The organism is Kitasatospora sp. NBC_01250 (genome assembly GCF_036226465.1).
Taxonomy (GTDB): domain Bacteria; phylum Actinomycetota; class Actinomycetes; order Streptomycetales; family Streptomycetaceae; genus Kitasatospora.
Map to the genome: position 1 here is coordinate 7,178,627 of NZ_CP108476.1, position 17,778 is coordinate 7,196,404.

The 17,778-nt window shown below is 73.8% G+C and carries 8 protein-coding genes and 1 pseudogene; 5 read left to right on the forward strand and 4 right to left on the reverse strand.

The window, feature by feature from the left end; translation table 11 throughout:
• Positions 1-9 precede the first annotated feature (9 nt).
• A complete protein-coding gene (locus tag OG500_RS30440) occupies positions 10-714 on the reverse strand; it encodes an ABC transporter ATP-binding protein (RefSeq protein ID WP_329584681.1) in 705 nt (234 codons plus the stop codon).
• The gene (locus OG500_RS30445) at positions 711-1,784 is read right to left on the reverse strand and encodes an ABC transporter permease (RefSeq protein WP_329584683.1); all 1,074 of its coding nucleotides are present in this window, start codon (positions 1,782-1,784) and stop codon (positions 711-713) included. Before OG500_RS30445 ends, OG500_RS30440 begins: the two co-directional genes overlap by 4 nt.
• A 311-nt stretch (positions 1,785-2,095) precedes the next feature.
• Here OG500_RS30445 and OG500_RS30450 point away from each other — a divergent pair, with 311 nt between their 5' ends.
• From OG500_RS30450 to OG500_RS30465, 4 genes are all read left to right on the forward strand, one after another.
• Positions 2,096-3,496, forward strand: coding sequence for a sensor histidine kinase (locus OG500_RS30450; RefSeq protein WP_329584685.1), 1,401 nt, complete (start codon positions 2,096-2,098; stop codon positions 3,494-3,496).
• The gene (locus OG500_RS30455) at positions 3,493-4,125 is read left to right on the forward strand and encodes a response regulator transcription factor (protein ID WP_327070044.1); all 633 of its coding nucleotides are present in this window, start codon (positions 3,493-3,495) and stop codon (positions 4,123-4,125) included. Before OG500_RS30450 ends, OG500_RS30455 begins: the two co-directional genes overlap by 4 nt.
• 388 nt (positions 4,126-4,513) lie before the next feature.
• Positions 4,514-5,200, forward strand: coding sequence for a TetR/AcrR family transcriptional regulator (locus OG500_RS30460; protein ID WP_329584687.1), 687 nt, complete (start codon positions 4,514-4,516; stop codon positions 5,198-5,200).
• 136 nt (positions 5,201-5,336) lie between these two features.
• Entirely contained in the window at positions 5,337-6,371 is a 1,035-nt protein-coding gene (locus tag OG500_RS30465) for a nitronate monooxygenase (RefSeq protein WP_442907154.1), read from the forward strand.
• A gap of 378 nt (positions 6,372-6,749) precedes the next feature.
• Here OG500_RS30465 and OG500_RS38275 read toward each other — a convergent pair.
• A pseudogene (locus OG500_RS38275) lies at positions 6,750-7,352 on the reverse strand (phospholipid carrier-dependent glycosyltransferase); the annotation flags it as partial.
• A 91-nt stretch (positions 7,353-7,443) separates the two neighbouring features.
• Positions 7,444-16,275, reverse strand: coding sequence for a DUF7927 domain-containing protein (locus OG500_RS30475; protein WP_329584691.1), 8,832 nt, complete (start codon positions 16,273-16,275; stop codon positions 7,444-7,446).
• Between the two features lie 221 nt (positions 16,276-16,496).
• Between OG500_RS30475 and OG500_RS30480 the strand changes: the two genes are divergently transcribed.
• Positions 16,497-17,762, forward strand: coding sequence for a glycosyltransferase family 39 protein (locus OG500_RS30480; protein WP_329584693.1), 1,266 nt, complete (start codon positions 16,497-16,499; stop codon positions 17,760-17,762).
• Positions 17,763-17,778 lie beyond the last annotated feature (16 nt).

Genomic DNA, 17,778 nt, shown 5'->3' on the forward strand with positions numbered 1-17,778 from the left:
GGTCGACCGTCACCCGCGCAGACGTCCGTCCGCCATTTCCAGCACCCGGTCCACCTCCCTCAGGAGCGCCCGGTCGTGGGTGACCATCACCGTGGCCGTGCCGTGCTCGCGGGTGGCCTCGGCCAGCAGCCGCACGATCTGGGCCCCGCGCTCGTGATCCAGCGCGGACGTGGGCTCGTCGACCAGCAGCACCGAGGGCCGGCCGAAGAGTGCCCGGGCGATGTTGACCCGCTGGCGTTCACCACCCGAGAGCTGGTGGGGGCGGCGGCGCTGCTTGGCCTCGTCCAGCCCGACCGAGGCGAGCAACTGCTCGGCCCGGGAGCGGACCCGGCCGGGGCGCTCGCCCCGCAGGTCCGCCAGGACCAGCAACTGCTCCACCGCGGTGAGCGAGGCGAGCAGATTGGACTGCTGGAAGACGATGCCCAACCGCTCGCGACGCAGCGCGGTGCGGGCCTTGGCGGACAGCGCGCCCGCGTCCTGACCGTCTATCAGCACCTGGCCGCGGTCGGGCCGCAGCAGGGTCGCGGCCACGGCCAGCAGGCTGGACTTGCCGGAACCCGAGGGCCCCACCACCGCCGTGAACTCGCCGGGCGCGACCTCCAGGTTGACCTCGTCCAGCGCGGTGAGCCGCTGCTCGCCGTCGGGGTAGGTGAGGGTCACCCCACGCAGCGCCAGGCCTGTGCGGGTGCGCGGCGTGGTCAGGGTACTGGTCATCGGGCGGCTCCCAGGGCGGTGATCGGGTCGACGGCGGTGATCCGGCGCACGGCCAGCACGGCGCCGAGCAGGCCGAGCAGCACCATGGCGGCCACCGGTACGGCCACGCTGGTCGCGCTCAGGTCGAAGGGGACGTCGGTGGCGGCGATTGCCCCGCCGGCCGCACCCGCCGCCCCGCCGAGCAGGGCGCCGGCCAGCAGCACCACGGTGGCCTGGGCGAGTGCGTCCCGCACCAGGTAGGCGCTGCTCGCGCCGACCGCCTTGAGGACGGCGATATCGGGTTTGCGCTGGATCGTCCAGACGGTGAAGAAGGCGCCGACCACCAGCGCACTGACCGCGAAGAGGAAGCCCTGGATCAGTTGCAGGCTGCCTTGCTCGGCCGCGTAGCCGTCGATGCCGGCCAGGGCGCCGTCCAGCGTGGCGGCCTTCGTGTTCTGGTATCGATCGAGGGCGCCGAGGTCGGCGGCGCGGCCCGCGGTGATCGCCAGGGCGGTCGGGCGGGTCTGGCCGCTGAGCGCCTGCCAGGTGGGCAGCGTGGTCCAGACGGTGGGGGCGTGTGCATAGGAGCGCTGGTCCGTGATCGCGCTGACGGTCAGCGTCCGGGGCCCCAGCCGGACCTGCTGGCCGACCGCCAGGTGGCTGTCGGCGGCGGTGTCGGTGCCCACCGCGACCTGACCGTCGCCCGGGGCGGCTCCCGAGCGCAGCGGCGGCAGCAGCGGGCCGCCGGCGCCCAGCACGCTGACCGAGGTGGCGCTCCCGCCGGCGGTCAGCCTGGTCATCGAGACCCCGAGGGGCTCGACCGAAGAGATCCCGGGCGCACTCGTCCACCCCGCCTGCTGCTCGGACGAGATGGAGCTGGAGCTGAAGGAGACGGTCGGCGCGGCGCCGGCGGGCGCGCCGAAGACGATCCGGTCGGCCGGCAGCCCGGCGATGGTGGAGGAGGCCGCCGAGGCCAGGCCGCCGGTCAGCCCGTAGAGGAAGACCACCAGGGTGCTGATCAAGGTGACCACCGCGCCCATCAGGGCGAAGCGGCCCCTGGCGAAGCGGAGGTCACGCAGAGCGACGAACACGGGAACCTACTTGGTCGAGGGCGGGCGGGCGGATGGTCGTGGTCGTGGTCGTGTCGTGGTCGGGGGAGAGGTTGTGGCTCCACTCTGTCGGCCGGCGGGCTGCCTGCCATCGCCGAGAGGAGCGGCTCGCAAGCCGCTCGTCTGGTGGAGCCCGGAATCCATCGAACGGTTGATGCCGAGAGGTGCGGCGATGCCGTGCCCGGCCCGTACCCTCGGAAGGCGTGAGCCGCCTCAACCGTGCCGACCGGGCCGATCACCCCGGTCGTCCCACCCCTGCCCCCGTCCCTGCCCTCGCCCTCGCCGGACATTCTGTGAGCACCCCCGCCCTGCGGGTGATGAACCTCGCCCTGCACGGGCTGTTCTTCACCCTCCTGGCGGTGCTGGTGCTGCGCGGTCTGCTGGACGGCCAGCTCGGGGCGGCCGGGCTGGCCGCGGCGCTGGCGCTCGGCGCCGCCTACGCCGTCGGCGGGCTGGTGCGGCGGATCCGGTTCGATCGGCGCTGGGCCGGTGCCTGGCTCGGCGTGGTGGTGCTCCTCTGGGCGGCGCTCACGCTCGGCCACCCGGAGTTCTGCTACCTCGCTTTCCCGCTCTACTTCATCTGCCTGCACCTGCTCCCGGTGCGCTGGGCAGTGCCCGCCGTGCTGGGCCTGACCGGCCTGGTGGTAGCGGCCCAGGCCGGCACGGCGGGCGGGCTGAGCACGGCGAAGGTGCTCGGCCCGCTGGCCGGGGCCGCGGTCGCGCTTCTCACCGCCTACGGCTACGCGGCCCTCTACCGGGAGAACCGCCAGCGGCAGCACCTGATCGAGGACCTGGTGCGCACCGAGGGCAAGCTGGTCGCCAGCCAGCGCGAGGCGGGGCGGCTGGCGGAGCGTCAGCGCCTGGCCCGGGAGATCCACGACACGCTCGCCCAGGGGCTCTCCAGCATCGTCATGCTGGCCCGCTCCGCCGAGGCTGCCCTGCCCGCCGACCCGCAGGCCGCCGCCGACTGGATCCGCGAAGTGGGCCGCACCGCCGCCGAGAACCTGGCCGAGGCCCGCCGCTTCGTGCAGGCGCTCACCCCGCCCGCGCTGGACGACGCCACGCTGGCCGAGGCGCTGCGCCGGCTGGCGGCCGGGCGCGGGGCGGTCTTCCACCTGGACGGCGAACCGTACGCGCTCCCGGTGGAGGCCGAGGTGGCCCTGCTCCGGCTGACCCAGGAGGCGCTGGCCAACGCCGAGCGGCATGCGGCGGCCGAGCGGATCGCGGTGACCCTCAGCTACCTCGACGACGAGGTGACGCTCGACGTGTTCGACGACGGGGTGGGCTTCGACCCCCGAGCGGTGGCCGACCCGGCGGTCGGGAGCGGCTTCGGCCTGCACGGGATGCACGAGCGGATCGCGGCGCTCGGCGGCAGTCTCACCGTCGAGTCGGCCCCGGGCGAGGGCACGGTGGTCGCGGCCTCCCTGCGGCTCGTTGCTCTCACGGGCCCGATCGGGCTGGACGGGCTGGACGGGCTGGACGGGCTGGACGAGCCTGATGAGCCGGACGAGCCGGGCACGCTGGGCGGCCCACCCGGGCCGGACGGCTCGGACGAGCCGTCCGGCCCGGTGCGGCCCCTGTCGTTCGACGGGTTGAGCGCGCAGGACGGCCACGAGGGGCTCGACGCCCTGGCCGCGCGCCTGCTCGGTCCCCGGGCCGCGAGCTCGGGCGAGAGTCTGGCGGCCCCGCGATGATCCAGGTGCTGCTGGTCGATGACCACCCGGTGGTGCGGCGGGGCCTGCGCGCCATGGTCGACGAGCTGCCCGAGCTGGAGGCCGTCGGCGAGGCCGGCGACGGAGCGGAGGCGCTGCGCCTGCTCGACGCCCTGCCCCGGCGGCCCGACGTGGTCCTGATGGACCTGCAGATGGGCTCCGGCATGCACGGAGTGGAGGCCACGCGGCGGATCACCGCCCTGCCCGACCCGCCCGCGGTGCTCATCCTGACCACCTACAGCACCGACGCCGACATCCTGGCCGCCGTCGAGGCCGGTGCGACCGGGTACCTGCTCAAGGACGCCCCGCCACCGGAGCTGGTCGCCGCGGTCCAGGCCGCCGCCCGGGGCGAGACGGTGCTGGCACCGCCGGTGGCGGCGCGCCTGCTCGGGCGGGTACGGGCCGGCCGGCCCACGCTGTCGCCCCGCGAGTCCGAGATCCTCCAACTGCTCGCATCGGGGCTGGCGAACCGTCAGATCTCCAAGCGCCTCTTCATCAGCGAGGCCACCGTCAAGACCCACCTGGTGCACATCTACGAGAAGCTCGGCGTGGACAGCCGCACCGCCGCGATCGCCGCCGGGCTGAGCAGCGGCCTGATCCGCGCCGGCTGACACCGCGCCGGCTGAACGGAGGGCGTCCGGAGCCGCTGGAGGTCTCCGAGGGCACCCGGAGACCGGTTGTGGCCGGGCGGCTCGGCCTGACCGCACGTCAAGGCCGGGCCGCCCGGGAACCGGGGGCGTCGCGGGGCTCAGCCCTGCTGTACGCGGGTACCAGTCATACGGCGGCACGGCCTGCCGATGGCGATGGGCACCGAGGAAGCGCGGGGCGCATGGGGGTGACACGCCCTACCCAAGCAGCCCGGCCCTGGGAGCGTCCATACCTCGGACATGACAAGGCAAAAGATTTTACGGCTTCCGGGGTGGCAAAGCGGACGATCCGCTGACGAAACGGCCTGCATCAGGAGAATCTGATGCAACCCGGCTGTGGGAGGATCGCGCCATGCCCCCCGCCTCACCGTCCCCCGCCGCCGCTGCCTCCAACTCCAGCCCCACCGCCGCGGTCGCGCGCGGTACCGCCGGCCGCGCCCAGGTCCTCGCGGCCGCCGCCGAGTTGTTCACCCGGGACGGCTACGCGGCCACCACCACCCGTGCGGTCGCCGAACGCGCCGGACTGCGCCAGTCCACCCTGTACCACCACTTCGCGAGCAAGGACGCCATCCTCGCCACCCTGCTCGAAGGCACCGTCACCCCCGCCCTCGCCCACGCCAACCGCCTGCTGGAGACCGCCGAACCGGTGCCCGGTGCCCGGCTCTGGTCGATGGTCCACTTCGACACCGCTCTGCTGCTCGGCGGCTTCTCCAACCTGGGCGCGCTCTACCTGCTGCCCGAGGTGCGAGGCGAGCGGTTCGCCGACTTCCGCCGGCTCCGCTGCGAACTCGGCGCTGCCTACCGCACCCTGCTGGCCGGGCTGGACGGTCTGCCCGCGTCGGAGCTGACCCTGCGGGCCGAGCTGGTGCTCGGCCTGGTGGAGGGCACCGTGGCCGTCTCGCGACAGTGCGCCGAACACGCGACGGAGACGGTCTGCGTCGCGGTGGCCGATGCCGCGGTGCGCCTGGCCTGCGGGGCCGGCTGCCCGCCCGAGCGGCTCACGGCCATCCGGACGGCGGCGCGCGGGCTGCCCGGCTGACCCGTGGCCCGCACACCCGACGGTCACCTGGCCCGCGATCAAGCGCGGCCCGGCCCGCCCGTCCCACCCGCAGCGTCGTACAGTGGGGCGCGTGTCCACTCTTCCCGAGCCGACCCTGCCGATCATCGCCGCCCCCATGGCCGGTGGCGCCTCAACTCCCGCGCTGGTCGCGGCCGTCAATGAGGCGGGCGGCCTCGGCTACCTCGCCGCCGGATACAGACGAGCCGACGCGATGAGCGAGCAGATCGCCCGGACACGCGAACTGACGGACCGTCCGTTCGGCGTCAACCTCTTCGTCCCCGCCGCCACCGACCCCGCCGCGCTGGCCGGCGTTCCCGCCTACCGGGCGGAGCTGCTCCCCGAGGCGGAGCGCCGGGGCGTCGCCCTGCCGGAGCGGATCGCCCCGGACGACGAGGACTGGAACGCCAAGATCGCCGCACTGCTCGCCGATCCGGTGCCCGTGGTCTCCTACACCTTCGGCCTGCCGACCCGTCAGGAGGCCGACGCACTGCGGGCGGCGGGCACCGCCCAGGTGGCCACCGTGACCAGCGTGGCCGAGGCCCGCGCGGCGGTGGCGCTGGGAGTGGACGCGCTCTGTGTCCAGGGCCCGGAGGCGGGCGGTCACCGGGGCACCCACCAGGCCGGCCCCGAACCGGGCGGTGAACCCCTGCTGGAGCTGCTCGCCCTGGTCCGCGCCGCCGTCGACCTGCCGCTGATCGCGGCCGGCGGGCTCGGCGACGGCGCCGCGATCGCCGCGGCGCTGCGGGCCGGGGCCAGGGCCGTCCAACTCGGCACCGCCTACCTGCTCGCCGAGGAGGCCGGCACCTCCGCACCGCACCGCGCGGCACTGGCCGACCCGGCCTTCACCGAGACCGTCGGCACCCGTGCCTTCACCGGCCGGGTCGCCCGCGGCCTGCGCAACGCCTTCATCGACGAGCACGCCGGGCACGCCCCCCACGCCTACCCCGAGGTGCACCACCTGACCGCCCCGCTGCGCGCCGCGGCCACCGCCCGTGCCGACACCCAGCAGATGCACCTGTGGGCGGGCACCGCCTTCGCCAAGGCCCGGCCGGGGACGGCGGGCGAGATCACCGCGCGGCTGTGGCACGAGGCGCAGCGGCAGGACACTCCCTGGCGGACGGGCACGGCACAGGAGCGGGAGCCGCGGTGAGGCCGCTGCGCGCCGCCGGGGAGCTTCGGAGCCAGCCGTCGAACTAGATCCGTGCCTGCCAGGCCGCCGTCGGGATCGGGTGGGCCGTGTAGAGCGGCAGGAACCAGACGAAGTTGGTGGCGATCGCGGTCAGCGCCAGACCGGCGACGAGGATGCGCGGGCGGGTCGGGGTGCGCAGCAGGTCCTGTGCCAGGACGGCGACGGCCAGGCAGAGGAAGGGCACGAAGGCGACCGCGTAGAAGGAGGGTGCGGCCCTGGTAGAGGAACCACGGGAGGTAGCCGGCCGCGACCGCACCCAGCACGGCGGCGGCACGGGGGTCGCGGTGGCGTAGCAGGAGGTGGCCGAGGTAGGCCAGGGCGAGCAGGGCGGTCCACCAGAGCAGCGAGGGCGTCCCGGGCGAGCAGCAGGCAGCCGAACGCGGCCGGCACCCAGAACATCAGCACGATGTCGAGCAGCGCCGTGCGGCTCATCACCAGGTGCAGCCCGTCCAGCGAGAGCAGCAGGCCGGCCAGGCAGCCCAGCGCGGTGGAGCGCAGCAGACGGCGGGCGGCCCGGCAGAGCAGCAGCACGGAGAGGGTGCCGAGCAGCGCGGGGACGAACCGCCAGCCGAACGGCGTCATGCCGAAGAGCCCCTCGCCGAGCGCGATCAGCCACTTGCCGACCGGCGGATGCGCGACGAACTCCGGTGCACGGCTGAGCCCGATCGTGGCCGGATGGGTGAGGAGCTGGGCGTCGGCCTGGTCCGGCCAGCTGCCCTCGTAGCCGTACTGCAGCAGGGACCAGGCGTCCTTGGCGTAGTAGGTCTCGTCGAAGACCACCGCGCGCGGGCTGCCCAGGTACCAGAACCGGAGCAGCCCGGCGAGCAGGGTGACCAGGAGCGGGCCGGTCCAGCTGCTGCTGATGGCCGCGCGCAGGGCAACGGAGGGTCGGCGGGCCGGCGTGGCGCCATCCTTGGGCGGTGCCCTGCCCGGTGCGCCGATCCGCGCCGGGCCGGGGGAACGCGATCCGCCCGTTCGCCGTAGGAGAGCGGCGTACGGGCGGATCGGTTCACTCCCGGTCGGTGACCTGCGGTCAGCGGCGGCTGCGGCGGATGATCAGCATGCCACCGCCGACGCCCAGCAGGAGCGTGGCCACCAGGGCCGCCAGAGCGACGTCCCGCAGACCGGTCCCGGGCAGCGGGCCCGGCCTCCCGCCGGGCGACGGCTCCGAGGTGGGCCTCGGGCGGTGGGTGTGCGTGGGGTGCGGGGACGGGGACGGGGACGGGGACGGGGACGGGCTGGACGGGGTCACCGTGATGTCGGTGCTGCAGGAGCCGGACGTGTCCGTGGCGCGAAGGTTGGTACCGGCGGGGCAGTTGGTGCCGTCGCCGAGCGAGACGATCACGTTCTGCAGCTGCTTGCCACCGGCGTCGCGCCGCACCGTGAAGCTGTAGACGAGCGTCTCGGTGGCACCCGGACGGATGTCGAGGGTCCAGGTCAGCCTGGGCTCGACGTAGGAGGTCTGGCCGGTGCTGGCCTTGGCGTCGCTCTCGTACACGGCCGCAGCGAGCACGCCGGTGAAGTCGTCGACGATGGTGGCGCCGAAGTACGTCGCGGTCGCGTTGTTGGTCGCGGTCACGGTGTAGGTGACCCGGTCGCCGGGCTTGGGGTGGGCGGGGCTGACCTGCTTGTCGAGCCGCAGGTCAGGGCGGAGCGTGATCGGCTCGGTCGGCGTGGCCACCGCGGTGTGCGCGGAGGCGGACGGGTCGGGGCCACCGGTGACCACCGCGGTGTTCACCGGGACGCTGGTGGCATCCGGCGACAGTGTGCCGGTGAGCGTGTAGCTGATCGTCCGACCGGGTGCCAGCTCCACGGCGGGGCAAGTGGCGGTGCCGTTGGCGATCGGGCACGGGGTGCCGTCGGCGTCCGCGCTCATCGCCGCGCCGTCGACCTGCTCGGGGACCTGATCGGTGACCTGGACGTCACGGGCGAGCGAGGGACCGTTGTTGGTGACCGTCACCCGCCAGGCGATCGGCTGCCCGGCGATCACCGGGGAGGTGAGCAGCACCTTGGCGATGTCGAGGTGGGCCTGTCGCTCCGGCGACCCGGTCGGGGTGGCGACGGCGGTGTGGGTGGGGGTGGCCGGGTCGGGGCCGCCGGTGACGGTGGCGGTGTTGGTGGGGGTGGTGGTGGCCTCGGGGGCGAGGGTGCCGGTGATGGTCCAGGTGAGGGTGGTGCCGGCGGGGATTTCGGTGGCGGGGCAGGTGGCGGTGTTGTTGGTGATGGGGCAGGGGGTGTTGTCGGTGTCAGCGGTCATGGTGGCGTTGGTGACGCCGGTGGGGATCTGGTCGGTGACGATGACGTTGCGGGCGCGGGAGGGTCCGTTGTTGGTGACGGTGATGCGCCATTGGATCTGCTGGCCGGGGATCACGGGGTTGGTGAGCAGGGCCTTGGAGATGGTCAGGTTGGCCTGCGGGGCGGGGGAGTCGGTGGGCGAGGCGACGGCGGTGTGGGCGCTGGCGGAGGGGTCGGGGCCGCCGGTGACGACTGCCGTGTTACCGGGCGTTCCGGTCGCGTTGGGGTCGAGTACACCGCTGACCGTGTAGCTGTGGGACTGGCCCGCCGCCAGCTCGATCGCCGGGCAGGTGGCGGTGCCGTTGGCGATCGGGCACGGGGTCGCGTCGGTGTCGGAGGCCATGGCCGCACCCGACACACCGTCGGGGATGCGGTCGGTGACCACGACGTCGCGGGCGAGCGAGGGGCCGTGGTTGGTCACCGTGACCCGCCACTGGATCTGGCGGCCCGGGACGACCGGGTCGGTGAGCAGGATCTTGGAGATGCTGAGCGCGGCCTGCGGGGCGGGCGAGTCGGTGGGCGAGGCGACGGCGGTGTGCGCACTGGCCGACGGGTCGGGGCCGCCGGTGACCACGGCGATGTTGGTCGGCGTAGCGGTCGCGTCCTGGGCGAGGGTGCCGCTGAGCGTGAAGGACGCGGTGGCGCCGGGCGCGATCTGCACCGGCGGGCAGGTCGCGGTGGTGCCCGTGATCGGGCACGCGGCCCCGGTCTCGTCGACCGTCATGGTGGCGCCGACCACCTCGTTCGGCACGGTGTCGGTGACCACGACGTCGCGGGCCAGCGAGGGGCCGTGGTTGGTGACGGCGACCCGCCATTGGATCTGCTGGCCGGGTACCACCGGGTTGGTCAGCAGCACCTTGGAGATGCTGAGCGCGGCCTGCGGCCGGGTGCTCTCGGAGGGCTGGGCGGTGGCGGTGTTGTTGGATGGGTCGGGGTCGGGGCCGCCGCTGACGGAGGCGACGTTGACCGGTGTGCTCGTCGCGCTCGGGTCGAGCGTGCCGGTGACTGTGTAGGAGACCGATGCCTCGGCGGCCAGCTCGATGGCCGGGCAGGTCGCGACACCGCTGCTGACCGGGCACGGTGTGTTGTCGGTGTCGGCGGTCATGGTGGCGTTGGTGACGCCGGCCGGGATCTGGTCGGTGGCGACGACGTTGCGGGCGCGGGAGGGTCCGTTGTTGGTGACGGTGACGCGCCATTGGATCTGCTGGCCAGGAACCACCGGGCTGCTGAGCAGCACCTTGCCGATCTCGAGATCCGCCCGCAGGCCCGGGAGGCCGGTGGGGCTGGCGACGGCGGTGTGGGCGCTGGCCGAGGGGTCGGGGCCGCCGGTGACCACGGCGATGTTGGTCGGTGCGGTGGTGGCGTTCGGGTCGAGCACGCCCGTCACGGTGTACGAGGCCGACTGGCCGACGGTGAGTTCGATCGCCGGGCAGGTGGCGATGCCGCCGGTGATCGGGCAGCTGCGGTCGTCGACGTTCGCCTGCATGGTCGCATGGGTGACGCCGGCCGGAATCCGGTCGGTGACCACGACGTTGCGGGCGAGCGAGGGGCCGTTGTTGGTGACGGCGACCCGCCATTGGATCTGCTGGCCGGGTACCACCGGGTTGGTCAGCAGCACCTTGGAGATGCTGAGCGCGGCCTGCGGCCGGGTGCTCTCGGAGGGCTGGGCGGTGGCGGTGTTGTTGGATGGGTCGGGGTCGGGGCCGCCGCTGACGGAGGCGACGTTGACCGGTGTGCTCGTCGCGCTCGGGTCGAGCGTGCCGGTGACTGTGTAGGAGACCGATGCCTCGGCGGCCAGCTCGATGGCCGGGCAGGTCGCGACACCGCTGCTGACCGGGCACGGTGTGTTGTCGGTGTCGGCGGTCATGGTGGCGTTGGTGACGCCGGCCGGGATCTGGTCGGTGGCGACGACGTTGCGGGCGCGGGAGGGTCCGTTGTTGGTGACGGTGACGCGCCATTGGATCTGCTGGCCAGGAACCACCGGGCTGCTGAGCAGCACCTTGCCGATCTCGAGATCCGCCCGCAGGCCCGGGAGGCCGGTGGGGCTGGCGACGGCGGTGTGGGCGCTGGCCGAGGGGTCGGGGCCGCCGGTGACCACGGCGATGTTGGTCGGTGCGGTGGTGGCGTTCGGGTCGAGCACGCCCGTCACGGTGTACGAGGCCGACTGGCCGACGGTGAGTTCGATCGCCGGGCAGGTGGCGATGCCGCCGGTGATCGGGCAGCTGCGGTCGTCGACGTTCGCCTGCATGGTCGCATGGGTGACGCCGGCCGGAATCCGGTCGGTGACCACGACGTTGCGGGCGAGCGAGGGGCCGTTGTTGGTCACCGTGACCAGCCACTGGATCGGCCCGCCGGGCACCACCGGATTGGTGAGCAGGGCCTTGGCGATGGTCAGGTTCGCCTGTGGGGTGAGCAGGCCACTCGGCGAGGCGACGGCGGTGTACGCGCTCACGGACGGGTTCGGCCCGCCGGTGACGACGGCGATGTTGGTCGGCGTGGCGGTCGCGTCCTGGGCGAGCGTGCCGGTGAGCGTGTAGGACTGCACCTGGCCCACGGCCAGCTCGAGGGGCGCGCAGGTCGCGGTGCCGTTGGTGATCGGGCAGACCGTGCTGTCGGAGTCGGACTGCAGCACGGCGTCCGCCACACCGTCGGGGATGTGGTCGGTGACGACGACGTTCCGCGCGCGGCTGGGGCCGTTGTTGGTGACGCTGACGCGCCACTGGACCTGCTGGCCGGGGATCACCGGGTTGGTGAGCAGGACCTTCGAGACGGCCAGGTTCGCTTGGGCCACGGGGGAGCCGGTGGGGCTGGCGATGGCGGTGTGGGCGCTGGCGGAGGGGTCGGGTCCGCCGGTGACGACCGCGGTGTTGGTGGGTGTTGTCGTGGCGTCGGCGGCCAGGGTGCCGCTGACCGTCCAGGAGAGCGTGCCGCCCGTGGGGATTTCGCCGGCGGGGCAGGTGGCGGTGCCGTTGGTGATCGGGCAGGTGCTGTCATCGGCATCGGCGGTCATCGTGGCGTTGTTCACGCCGGCCGGGAGCTGGTCGGTGACCACGACGTTCCGAGCCCGGGACGGCCCGTTGTTGGTGACGGTGACGCGCCATTGGATCTGCTGGCCGGGAACGACGGGGTCGGTGAGCAGGGCCTTGGAGATGGTCAGGCTCGCCTGGAGCGCGGGCGAACTCGTCGGCGAGGCGACGGCGGTGTGGGCGCTGGCCGAGGGGTCGGGGCCGCCGGTGACGGCGGCGGTGTTGGTGGGTGTGGCGGTGGCGTTGGGGTCGAGCGTGCCGCGCACCGTCCAGGAGAGCGAGCCGCCTGCGGGGATCTCGACGGCGGGGCAGGTGGCGGTGCCGTTGGTGATCGGGCAGGTGCTGTCATCGGCGTCGGCGGTCATCGTGGCGTTGTTGATGCCGGTGGGGATCTGGTCGGTGACGATGACGTTGCGGGCGCGACTGGGGCCCTTGTTGGTGACGGTGACGCGCCATTGGATCTGCTGGCCGGGGACGACCGGGGTGGTGAGCAGCACCTTGGAGATCGCAAGCTTCGCCTGGAGCGAGGGCGAGGTCGACGGTGTTGCGACGGCAGTGTGAGCCGATGCCGAGGGGTCAGGGCCGCCCGTGACGACGACGGTGTTGTCGGGCGCGGTGGTGGCGTTGGGGTCGAGTACGCCGCTGACCGTCCAGGTCGCGGAACCGCCTGCGGGGATTTCGGTGGCTGGGCAGGTGGCGGTGCCGTTGGTGACAGAGCAGGGGGTGCTGTCGGCGTCGGCCGTCATCGTCGCCTCGGTCAGGCTGGCGGGGATCTGGTCGGTGACGACGACGTTGCGGGCGCGGCTGGGTCCGTCGTTCGTGACGGTGACGCGCCATTGGATCTGCTGACCGGGGATGACCGGGTTGGTCAACAGGGTCTTGGTCACTGCCAGGTTCGCCTGGGGGGACGGCGAGTTGGAGGGCGAGGCGATGGCGGTGTGGGCGGAGGCCGAGGGGTCGGGGCCGCCGGTGACGACCGCGGTGTTGGTGGGCGTTGTCGTGGCGTCGGCGGCCAGGGTGCCGGTCACGGTCCAGGTGGCAGAGCCGCCTGCGGGGATCTCGGTGGCGGGGCAGGTGGCGGTGGTGCCGCTGATCGGGCAGGGGGTGCCGTCGGCGTCGGTGGTCATGGTGGCGCCGGTGATGCCGGTGGGGATCTGGTCGGTGAGGACGACGTTACGTGCCCGGGAGGGTCCGTTGTTGGTGACGGTGACGTGCCATTGGATCTGCTGGCCGGGGACGACCGGGTTGGTGAGCAGCACCTTCGAGATGGTCAGGTTCGCCTGCGGTGTGGGCGAGTTGGAGGGCGAGGCGATGGCGGTGTGGGCCGATGCCGAGGGGTCGGGTCCGCCGGTGACCACCGCGGTGTTGGTGGGTGTCGTTGTGGCGTCAGCCGCCAGGGTGCCGCTGACCGTCCAGGAGAGCGAACCGCCTGCGGGGATTTCGACGGCCGGGCAGGTGGCGGTGCCGTTGGTGATGGGGCAGGGGGTGCCGTCGGCGTCGGCGGTCATCGTGGCGCCGGTGATGCCGGTGGGGATCTGGTCGGTGAGGACGACGTTACGGGCGCGGGAGGGTCCGTTGTTGGTGACGGTGACGTGCCACTGGATCTGCTGGCCGGGAACGACCGGATTGGTGAGCAGCACCTTCGAGATGGTCAGGTTCGCCTGCGGTGTGGACGAGTTGGAGGGCGAGGCGATGCCGGTGTGGGCCGAGGCCGAGGGGTCGGGTCCGCCGGTGACGATGGCGGTGTTGGTGGGTGCGATGGTGGCGTTGGGGTCGAGCGTGCCACTGACCGCCCACGTCAGCGAACCGCCGGCGGGAATCTCGACAGCGGGGCACGTCGCGGTGGTGCCGCTGATCGGGCAGGGGGTGCCGTCGGCGTCGGCGGTCATGGTGGTGCCGGTGACGCCTGTGGGGATCTGGTCGGTGACGACGACGTTCCGTGCCCGTGAGGGTCCGTTGTTGGTGACGGTGACGCGCCACTGGATCTGCTGCCCCGGCACGACGGGGCTCGTGAGCAGCGCCTTGGAGATCGCCAGGTTCGCCTGGACCGACGGTGAGGTGGACGGTGAGGCGATGGCGGTGCGGACCGAGGCGGAGGGGTCGGGTCCGCCGGTGACGGTGGCGGTGTTCACCGGCGTTGCTGTCGCGTCGGGCGACAGGGTGCCGGTGAGCGTCCACGTCAGCGAGGAACCGACGGGGATCTCGACGGCCGGGCAGGTGGCGGTGCCGCCGCTGATCGGGCAGGGCGTGCCGTCGGCGTCGGCGGTCATCGTGGCGCCGGTGACGCCGACCGGGACCCGGTCCCGGACGACCACGTTGCGCGCCAGCGAGGGTCCGTTGTTGGTGACCCGGACCTGCCACTGGATCTGCTGCCCGGCCACCACGGGGTTGGTCTGCAGCACCTTGGAGATCACCAGGTTCGCCTGCCCGTCGGGCGGCAGCGGGTTGGCGGTGCTGGTGCAGTTCGGTGAGCAGTTCGGGTCGGTGGCGCCGCTGGGCGGTGTGACGGTGGCGCGGTTGTCGAGCGAGCCGGTGGCGGTCGAGGGGGCGGTGCCGGTCACGGTGTAGGTGACCTGGCCGCCGGCCGGGATGTTGACCGTGGTGTTGATGTTCCCCGTCCCGCGGCTGGTGCTGCCGCAGCTGCTGCCGCCGGTCGCCGTGCAGGACCAGGTGAAGCCCTGGATCGCAGCGGGCAGCGTGTCCTGCACGGTCACACCGGTCGCGTCGGAGGGGCCGGCGTTGCGCACCACGATGGTGTAGGTCAGCGACTGGCCCGGGACGTACGGGTTCTTGTCCGGCGTCTTGGTGACGGACAGGCCGGTCCTGGGCAGTGCGGGGGTGTTGAGCGTGCTGGAGCAGGTCGGGCCGCAGTTGTCGTCGGCGGTGGCCGCGGGCCGGGTGACGGTGGCCGTGTTGGCGAGGGTGCCGGTGGTGTTCGCGGGGACGGTGCCGGTGACGGTGTAGCTGACCGTGCCGTTCACCGCGATGTCCGCGGTGGTGTCGATGGTGCCGGTGCCGCTGGTCGGACTGTTGCAGGTGCTGGGCGCGGTCGCCGAACAGGTCCAGGTGAACCCGGCGAGCGCGGACGGCAGGGTGTCGCGGATGGCTGCCCCGAGCGCCGGGGCCGGGCCCGCGTTGGTGGCGGTGATCGTGTAGGTGAGGCTCTCGCCGGGGGTGTAGCTCGCCTTGTCCGCGGTCTTGTTGATCGCCAGGGCGACCTGGGTGACCCACTCGATGGTCACCTCGCCGTTGCCGCCGTTGGAGTTGGCCCCGCCGGCACCGACACCGCTGCTGTAGAGCGGGTCGTTGCTGCCGCCCGCGGTGCCGCCGACCTGGTTCTGCGTGCTCATCCCGCCGTTGGCGATCTGCGCGCCGCTGACGCCGCTGCCGCCGGTGTAGCCGGAGCCGCCGCCGCCCATGCCGTTGGCCTCGGGCCCGCCGGAGCGCTGGCACTCGCCGCCGCCACCGCCGAACAGACCGCCGCCGCCACCGCCACCGCCCTCGTAGCCGGTGTCGCCGGCGCCCGCACCGCCCAGGTACCGGCCGCCCGCGGTGGCCGGGGCGCCGGCGCCGCAGCGGATGTCGGTGGCCGCGGCGCCGCCGGCGCTCTGGGTGCCGCCCCGGCCGGAGACCGTCGGCTGGCTGTCCTGGCCGCCGGTGCTGCCGCCGCCGCTGCCGCCGGCGGGGTTGAGGGTGTCGGCGCCCGGTGAGGAGCCGCCACCGCCGCCGGCGATCAGCAGTGGGGTGGCGGCGTAGGCACCGTTCCACAGCGCGCTCAGGCCACCGCCGCTGCCGCCGGAGGCGAGGCTCTTGCCGACACCGCCCGCCCCGCCGCCGCCGTAGGTGCGGCTGGTGCCGTTCTGGACGCCGCCCTGGCCACTGGTGACGGTGAAGCTCTGACCGGGCGTCACCGCGACGGTGCCGGTGGTGTAGCCGCCGCCACCGCCGCCGCGCTGGCCGGTGTAGTACGCGCTCGGCGAGCCGCCGCCACCACCGCCCCAGAGGCGGACGAAGACGCTGCTCACGCCGGGCGGCACGGTGAAGGACTGGTCGGCGCCGCTGTAGGTGAACCGGGAGCAGTTGGTGAAGCTGCCGGTGGGCGTGCAGGAGACCACGGCACGCTGCTGCTCGCCGGGGTCGGCGGAGCCCGCCTGTTCGGGGGCGGCCTGCGCGGGGGCGTCGGTCGCGGCCTGCGCGGTCGACTCGCCTGTGTCGGCCGATGTGCCGGTCGACGTGCCGGTCGATGTGCCGGTCGGCGTGGCCGTCGGCTCGGGCGCGGAGGCCGAGGGGGACGCTGCCGTCGGTGTGGACGAGGCCGCCGGTGCGCTCCCGGGGACGGAGGCGGACGCCGACGCAGCAGACGGGGCCGCGGATGTCGCCGCCGGTGTGGCCGCCGGCGCGGTGGCGCGCGTGGGGGCGGCCGCCGACAGGCGCACGGGGGTGGCTGCGAGGGCGAAACCGCCTTGCGGGATCAGGCAGAGGAGTGCGAGGACGCACCGCACCACCGTGGAGAGCCGACCCTCGAAGCCAGCCCTGGACCGCATCGGACGCACCGGCGTCTCCTCTCGCGACCCCCGCGAACACACATGCGCGTCAAGGAGTAGCCGGAGAAGAGATTAAAAAATGATCAGCTGACGTCGTGTCATCGTGCTTTGAATATGATTCCCCGCTTTCGGCCTAGCGTTCGGCGCCGTTCGGTGCAGTCGCGCCGCAACACGTCCGAGCAAGGCGGGGCGGCGCCGACGGCGACCGTACCGTCGCGTGCATGACCGACTTCGCACTCCAGCCGCGCCCCGCGCCGCCCGACCCCGAGGACGGGCGGCCGACCGGCGCCACCGCCGGGCCGGTCTCGGGCGACGCCCCGGGGTTGGTGACCCTCGCGCCCGGTGCGTGCCGCGGCCCGCAAGCCCGCCCGGCCCGCCGCCTGGCGCTGGACTGGGGGCCGCCGCTGCTGCTCTACGGTGTGGCCTGCGCGCTCCAGCTCGGCCTGCTCGCGCTGCTGCGCCAGCCCGGCTCGCCCGAGCTCGGCCGGGTGCTGCTGGGCTGGGACGCGCGGCTCTTCCTGGACGTGGCCCAGCACGGCTACCCCGCCCCCGGCGCGCCGCGTGATCTGAGCGGCGCCTGGCTCGGCAGCAATCTCGCCTTCTTCCCGGTCTTCCCGGCCGCGATCCGCCTGGTGCACCTGGCCACCGGCGCGAGCTTCGGGGACGCGGCGCTGGCGGTCTCCCGGGTGGCGGGGGCGGTCGCGGTGGTGCTGCTCTACCGGCTGTTCGGGCGGTTGTACGACCGTCGGACCGGGCTCTTCATGGTGCTGCTGACGGTCGCGCAGCCGATGGCCGTGGTGCTCGGCATGGGGTACAGCGAGGCCGTCTTCCTGGCCTGCGCGGTGGGCGCGCTGCTGGCCGCCCACCGCGAACGGTGGCCGGCGGCTGCGGCCTGGGGGGTGCTGGCCGGGCTGACCCGTCCCAGCGGGCTCGCGGTCGGCGCGGCGGTCGCCCTGGCGGCCTGGCTGACGATCCATCAGAGAAAGCCGTGGGTGCGGCCGTTGGTCGCCGCCCTGGTGGCCTGCTCGGCCACGCCGGGCTACCTGCTCTGGGTGGGGTTGCGGACCGGCCGGGCCGACGGGTGGTTCCGGATCCAGCAGGCGGGGTGGGGCACCGCGCTGGACTGGGGCGCGCACAGCTGGGACTACGTGACCGACCAGCTGACCGGCGGCACCGGCTGGGTGGACGTCAGCATCGCGCTGCTGGTGCTGGCGGCGCTCGGCGGCAGCCTGCTGGCGCTGCTCTGGCGGCCCTGGCCGCCGCTGGCGCTCTACGGGCTGCTGGTGACGGCCCTCGCGATCGGCCAGAGCGACTACTCCTCCTGCAAGCCGCGCCTGCTGGTGCCGGCGCTGCTCTTCCTGCTGCCCGGCGCCGTCGCGCTGGCCAGGGCCCGCGGGCGGGTGGCCTGGCCGGTCGCGGGGGCGGCGCTGCTGGCCGGGAGCTGGTACGGGGCGTACCTGCTGGGGGTCTGGCAGTCGGTGATCTAGTGCCGCGTCAGGCAGC